This is a genomic window from Anoxybacillus sp. CHMUD (assembly GCF_013096965.1).
GTDB lineage: Bacteria > Bacillota > Bacilli > Bacillales > Anoxybacillaceae > Anoxybacillus > Anoxybacillus kestanbolensis_A.
The window spans coordinates 1-6,508 of sequence record NZ_SDLG01000037.1; the positions used below are offsets into that span (position 1 = coordinate 1).

General features: G+C 43.0%; 6 protein-coding genes and 1 pseudogene. 2 read left to right on the plus strand and 5 right to left on the minus strand.

The annotated features are described in order from the left end of the window. Nucleotides 1-145: 145 nt before the first annotated feature. Both ETB99_RS14265 and ETB99_RS14270 read left to right on the plus strand, forming a co-directional pair. Complete coding sequence (locus ETB99_RS14265) at nucleotides 146-826, plus strand: hypothetical protein (protein WP_171700904.1); 681 nt, start codon at nucleotides 146-148, stop codon at nucleotides 824-826. A 23-nt stretch (nucleotides 827-849) separates the two neighbouring features. Then, on the plus strand, nucleotides 850-1,122 hold the full coding sequence (locus tag ETB99_RS14270) for a DUF3986 family protein (protein ID WP_033026638.1): 273 nt from the start codon (nucleotides 850-852) through the stop codon (nucleotides 1,120-1,122). 238 nt (nucleotides 1,123-1,360) lie between these two features. On the opposite strand, the pseudogene ETB99_RS14275 reads toward ETB99_RS14270, so the two are convergent. The 5 genes and pseudogenes from ETB99_RS14275 to hemB form a co-directional block, all read right to left on the minus strand. Further along, nucleotides 1,361-2,131: pseudogene (locus ETB99_RS14275) on the minus strand (UPF0236 family transposase-like protein); the annotation flags it as partial. Between the two features lie 5 nt (nucleotides 2,132-2,136). Next, entirely contained in the window at nucleotides 2,137-3,021 is an 885-nt protein-coding gene (locus ETB99_RS14280; protein ID WP_171700905.1) for a protein kinase family protein, read from the minus strand. A gap of 15 nt (nucleotides 3,022-3,036) precedes the next feature. Then, nucleotides 3,037-3,981 (minus strand): LysM peptidoglycan-binding domain-containing protein, encoded by a 945-nt coding sequence (locus tag ETB99_RS14285; protein ID WP_171700906.1) that lies wholly within the window; start codon nucleotides 3,979-3,981, stop codon nucleotides 3,037-3,039. An 87-nt stretch (nucleotides 3,982-4,068) separates the two neighbouring features. Further along, entirely contained in the window at nucleotides 4,069-5,364 is a 1,296-nt protein-coding gene (gene hemL, locus ETB99_RS14290; RefSeq protein WP_171700907.1) for a glutamate-1-semialdehyde 2,1-aminomutase, read from the minus strand. Beyond that, entirely contained in the window at nucleotides 5,364-6,338 is a 975-nt protein-coding gene (gene hemB, locus ETB99_RS14295) for a porphobilinogen synthase (RefSeq protein WP_216366207.1), read from the minus strand. The genes hemL and hemB overlap by 1 nt, the downstream gene beginning before the upstream one ends. Nucleotides 6,339-6,508 lie beyond the last annotated feature (170 nt).

Genomic DNA, 6,508 nt, shown 5'->3' on the forward strand with positions numbered 1-6,508 from the left:
GATCATTTGTGATTTTCAAACGTTTCATGCCAATTCCGCTCCTTTTGTATAGAAATATTTAGGAGCAGTATAGCCATGAAAAAAGGTGTTCATACAGAAGTCATGGTTTTAAGGTGCATGTATATAGTTGAGGAGGCGAGACAACTTGAACTTTAAAGTTTTTTTATCTAGTTTGATTGCAATTGTAATGGTATTTACAGCAGTAAGTCCTTCCGTCTTATATGCAGAAGAAGCAGTAAAAGAAATATCAGTAACAGAAAATAGCGAAGATACTTTTTCAGAAGAGTTACAAACACCAACCTATGAAGAAGTTATAAATCTTGAAAATAATGAAGTGGAAATAATTGCTGAGCAAGCTGCACCAGCTACCATAGAACAATTATCCGAATACTATAATACTAATTTAGAAAATATTAATATTGATAATTTTGATGAAAAATTTGAGTTTTTAACAAGTGATTCTGTATTTAATGAAATGGAAGAAATTATTGCCATTCAAGAAGCAGAAGCTCAATTAAGTCAAGATGAAGTAAATGCTCAGTGGGTACCTGTAGTTGCAGCAGCTTTACGCGCTTTAACTAGTAAAGCAGGAAAAAAGGCAATGGAAAAAGGCTGGTCTGTAGCTAGGCCCCATATCGAAAAAGCCTTAAAAAATCTAGATAATTATGTTATTGATGGACCAAGTGGTGGAAGAATTATTCAGGTTCGTAACAAAAAAACTAAACAGCCTATCTTTAGATTAGATTATCATTATATTGACGGAAAAGGACCTTATCTACATTATCATGTAGCTCCTAATATGGAAAAACATCACTTCATATGGTAATCAATTATAGGGAGTGAATAAACGTGAAATTTGATCCAAATCAGCATCTTCATTTAGGATATTATGAGAACAATGTTGATTTAGAAGCAGTCGCATATAAAATTCAGAATGAAAATAAATGGGTAGTTTTTTTAGATAATGAACAAGATACTACATTAGTTAAAAAAATATTAGATAAGTATGATTTCCATGAAAAATATGGTTACAAGATTTTTACTGTTGATGCAGATGATTTATCTTATGAAGTCGGAAGTAAGCTATTTGAAGAATGGTTAAAAGCAAATAATATAATATAAGAAATAAGGAACGAATTTGCTAACGCAACTTCAGTCCATGCCCCAAGTGATGAAAAACACTTGGGGCATTTTTCAATTCTAATCGTAGAGTCAGTCAAGACTTTGTGGAGAACATTTTTTCGGTTCACTACGGGTGTTGTCAATCACTAGTTATCGAACCATTTTCAGGAATTGATATCGTAAGCGCTTTCGGACTCTCATCCCTCATCTTGAAGTGATGATATTGTATTCCATTTTTTTACACCCAACCAAAATCCCGAAGCGCCGACAACGCTTGATGGATCGGCGTCCCGGATGACCGCTGCAGACACGGTAGATTCTGACGCACCACATCTGCCCACAACCGTCCTGCCTTCCGTTTGGCCTGTTCAACCCGCTTGGACTTCGTCGAGGCCGAGGCTGCCGTTCGGGTCTCTTCTTCCTCCACCAACTGCCCATTTCTCCGCCAAATCCCGTCGATTCGGGCTGCCATCGCCCTCAGAAACGCCCGAAGCCCTTGGTCTTTCCAGCTGCGGCGGGATTTCACCCGATGCGCAAACCGGCTCATCACGCTCTCGGCGTGGCCCATCGGACGCATGCCGGTCGTCTCCACCCCTTGCTCCGACAGCCACTCCCGATAGTCCCGGATGCATCCCGGCATCGACTCGATCCGACGGATCATGGCAGCCATCTGCTTCTCTTTCGCTTCGTCCTCCAACGTGCCGACCGCGCTGTTCAGCTCCACCAGAAGCCCCTCTTCGTCTTGTTTCGCCAGCTTCTTCCGCACCTCCCGCCAACGCGGATGGTCGGACAGACACTGACGCAGCTCCCGCTCCACATGAAATCGATCCAGCTGAAAGCAGGCTCGCTTTCCAAAATACTCCCGGTAGGCTGTGATCCACGACGCCGCGTCGCCGTTGATGATCAAAAGGTCCCGGCACGGATCATAGGCATATTCGTTCATCAGCCACTCTTCAAACCGTTCCCACACGTCTCCCGCCCCTTCATGGAGGTAGTGGCGCCGGGTTAGCGTCCTTACTCATGACTAAAGTCACGAGAATGCAGACGCATATTTTCTTCAATATTTTTCATTTGCCAATATGCCCGTTGCCAAGCAGCGGTCAGTTGCCGGTCATGACGTTGTTGTTCGTACCGATGAATGAGACGAACAAACCGATGTGGATCAACAAGTAAATGAAAAAACAATAACCGTTCATCTTCTTCAAGCGCCAATGTTTGTTCATATTGTGCAAGCCACTGTACCGCTTCATCACACGTCAACGGATACGTATACAAATATTGGCGAAAAAATAAGAGTAAATCATGAAATGGTGGAGCCCAGCGCGCCCGTTCGAAACTAATAAAATACGCTGTGCCGTCATCCCGTTCCACATAGTGTTGAAACGATGGTCGACCGTGAATATAACAAATACGCACCGTCTTTTTTTCACGCATGCGCTCGCGCCATTCATTTAACGTATGTTCAGAAAACGAGATGGCGCGCATAATATCGAGAAAATGGGTGCAACATTGTAACTGAAACGGGGACATATACCACTGTTTTTCACATTGTTCAATATGATGAGTTAATGTTTGTTTTGCCTTTTCAAGTGAGCTTTTTCGTTCCTTATAATAAGAGTCGATTTCCGCTTCAGTCGTTTGTATTTCTTTTAATGAATGTTTATGCCATCGCGCTAAATCGTGAAAAAACGATGAGGCTGGTTGCGTCTTTTCTTTTAGCCATGGCATTGTGTAATACCATTGGCCGCCCCGTTTTTTCGCTTCATAAATCGGAATAGCAAGCGGAATGCGTAAGCGGTAAGCTTGCTCAATCGCCTGCCAATGAGCAAATGAATCGATGCGTTTAATCGCGTATGTTCCATTTATCGTTTCCCATTTTTGCACGCTCGCTTGTTTCATCACCATGCCGCCCTTTTATACTTTACTTGGCGTTGGAATGTATAGTAACTGACCTTCATGTACATCTGCGCCACTTTCAAGGTGATTTGTACGCAATAACTGCTGGACGGATACATCATAGCGCTCGGCAATCTTGTCCAACGAATCACCTTGTTGGACGATACAAATTTTCAAACGTGCAAATGCCTGTTCTTCATTTTTACCGAATAGCTTCGTTAAATATAAGGCGTTTTCATTTCGCTTTTCATTCGTCTCCCTTCCTTTTAATTCAAGTTGAAAAGACGTTTCTTCTCGCTTGCTCTCCTGTTCTTCTTCATATCCCTTTTGAGTATCAACCTGTTCTTCTTCATGCTCTCCTTGAACATCAATCCGTTCTTCTTTATGTTCGTCATTATCAGCTACCTGTTCTTCATGGAGCATATAAAATGTCGGTACATTGACGATTGTTTCTTGTTCTTCTTTTTCTTCTTCATATACTTCTTGACGGGCAACAGCTTCAAACGGTTCAAAGTCGTCTACGTTGTACGCATCCCACTCTTCTTCGTCTTCTCGATCATCATCCATTTGAATACCGTGAATGGCCACTTCAGCAATAAGACGTAATTCGTTTTTCCGTAAGTCATAATCAAATGATTCGATCAGCACATACACTTGTTCAAGATCATCGACTCGCTCTTTTGGAACAGTTACGTCGATTGGAAATTGATGTAAAAATCCACCCGTTTCCTCATCATGCATACGCACTTGTTCAATGTATCGCCCGAGTTCAAATGTTTCAACATCTTCTCCATCTTCTTCATGTTTTGTATATTCTCCGGATAGTTGTAGCACACCACGAATATACACATAATCTTCTTGTTCCTCGATTGTAATTGTCGGTTGTAGCGAAATCGATAATAGTTGATCGACGTGATGTTCACGTCGAAACGCAATCGCTTCTTCAATTGAAAAACGCAACATGCTCATCTCTCCTTCAACGTCCAAGTCATTTCACATTACTATGGTTATGAGAAGAAAAAAAGAAGTATGCATAAAAAAAGCGATGCCCTAGAGGCAATCGCTAATTTTTGCAAACGCACGTCGCGCTGCTTCAATTGTTTTTTCAATATCTTCATCTGTATGCGCAGTCGATAAAAACATGCCTTCAAATTGCGATGGCGGTAAGAAAATGCCTTCATTCGCCATTTCTTGATAATAACGAGCAAATAAGTCTAAATTAGACGTTTTTGCCGTTTCGTAGTTTGTGACACGCTCATTTGTAAAGAACATGCCGATCATCGAGCCAGCTTGGTTAATCGTATGTGGAATACCGTATGTTTTTGCCGCTTCACTTAGTCCCTCTGCTAACCGATTTGCTTTTTTCTTAAACGCTTCATACGTTTCTGGCGTCAGTTGTCGGAGCGTTTCATAGCCAGCTGTCATCGCCATCGGATTTCCTGATAACGTACCGGCTTGATAAATCGGACCACTCGGTGCAATTTTCTCCATAATATCAGCCCGACCACCGTATGCCCCGACTGGTAGTCCACCACCGATGACTTTTCCAAGGCACGTTAAATCTGGTGTCACCCCGTAATATCCTTGACCGCTATAATAGTCGACACGGAAACCTGTCATCACTTCATCAAAAATAAGAAGGGCACCGTATTCGTTCGTCACATCGCGCAACCCTTGTAAAAAGCCTGGCTCTGGCGGAACGACTCCCATATTTCCTGCAACAGGTTCAACAATGACCGCTGCAATATCTTCCCCAAACTTTTCAAACGCATAACGTACGCTTTGTAAGTCGTTGTACGGTACAGTAATTGTATGTTGGGCAACCGTTTCTGGTACTCCTGGACTATCAGGCAAACCGAGGGTAGCAACGCCCGATCCTGCTTTAATTAAAAGCGAATCGCCATGTCCATGATAGCAACCTTCAAACTTTACAATTTTATTTCGTCCTGTATAGCCGCGTGCTAAACGAAGGGCGCTCATTGTCGCTTCTGTTCCTGAGCTAACCATGCGAATGATTTCAATAGACGGCATGCGCTCCATGACGAGTTTGGCGAGTTCATTTTCAATTAACGTTGGGGCACCAAAACTTGTTCCTGTTTCCGCTACTCGTTTTAATGCTTCAACAACTTGATCGTTCGCATGACCTAAAATAAGCGGTCCCCAAGACAAGACGTAATCAATATACTCATTTCCATCAATGTCGTAAATTTTCGAGCCTTTTCCACGCGCCATAAAAATCGGATCCATTTTTACCGCTTTAAATGCGCGCACCGGGCTGTTTACACCGCCAGGCATAAGCTTAACTGCCTCAGCATATGCCGCTTTGGAACGTTCATAACTACGCATCATTTCCCCTCCTTTAACCATCGAGCAACATCTTTTGCAAAATACGTTAAAATTAAGTCGGCGCCTGCGCGCTTCATGCTCGTTAACATTTCAAGTACAACAGATTTTTCATCGATCCATCCGTTTTGGGCGGCTGCTTTCACCATCGCATATTCTCCGCTGACGTTATAAGCAACAATCGGCAAATGGAAATGATTTTTTAAATCGCGAATAATATCTAAATACGATAGTGCCGGCTTTACCATTAGAAAGTCGGCTCCTTGTTCTACATCTGCTTGCGCCTCACGAAACGCTTCTAGACGGTTAGCAGGATCCATTTGGTACGTTTTACGGTCGCCAAACTGCGGCGCGCTATGTGCTGCATCGCGAAATGGACCGTAAAATGCTGATGCGTATTTTACGGCATAGGACATAATTGGCACATATGTAAATCCTTCTTCATCTAGCGCTTGGCGAATCGCTGCGACAAACCCATCCATCATGTTAGATGGCGCGATGATGTCCGCCCCCGCTTTCGCTTGACTGACTGCTGTTTTTGCCAATAATTCAAGCGTATCGTCGTTGACAATCGTTCCGTTTTCTACGATACCACAATGTCCATGGCTCGTATAATGGCATAAACATGTGTCGGCAATCACGACAAGTTCCGGAAATGCGTCTTTGATCGCGCGAATGGCACGTTGAACGACACCGTGCTCACAATAGGCTTGCGAAGCGATTTCGTTTTTCTCGTTTGGTACACCAAATACGATAATCGACCGTACACCTAATTGAACAGCCTCTTTTACATCTTCAAGCGCATAATCAAGCGACTGTTGATACACCCCCGGCATGGAAGGTACTTCGTTTTTTATGTTTTCCCCTTCAATCACAAAAATCGGATAAATGAAATCTTCCATATGAAGATGTGTTTCACGCACCATAGCTCGTAAATTTGCTGTTTGGCGCAAACGACGATGACGTGCAAATTGCATCTTATTCACGAAACTTACGCAAGGAAGCCCCTGCCTTTAGGCACGGGGAGGAATTGCACCTTACGCAAGTTCCGCCACCCCCTTTCCATAAGCATATCCGTCAAATCGCTGAATGACTTGGACATATCTATAATTTATTCCTTGTGCGATACGCTTTCCGTCCTTGCCTT

Coding starts and splice junctions, on each gene's coding strand:
- ETB99_RS14285 (WP_171700906.1), bottom strand. CDS start 3,981: ATGTTGCGTTTTTCAATTGAAGAAGCGATTGCGTTTCGACGTGAACAT.
- hemB (WP_216366207.1), bottom strand. CDS start 6,338: ATGCAATTTGCACGTCATCGTCGTTTGCGCCAAACAGCAAATTTACGA.
- ETB99_RS14280 (WP_171700905.1), bottom strand. CDS start 3,021: ATGAAACAAGCGAGCGTGCAAAAATGGGAAACGATAAATGGAACATAC.
- hemL (WP_171700907.1), bottom strand. CDS start 5,364: ATGCGTAGTTATGAACGTTCCAAAGCGGCATATGCTGAGGCAGTTAAG.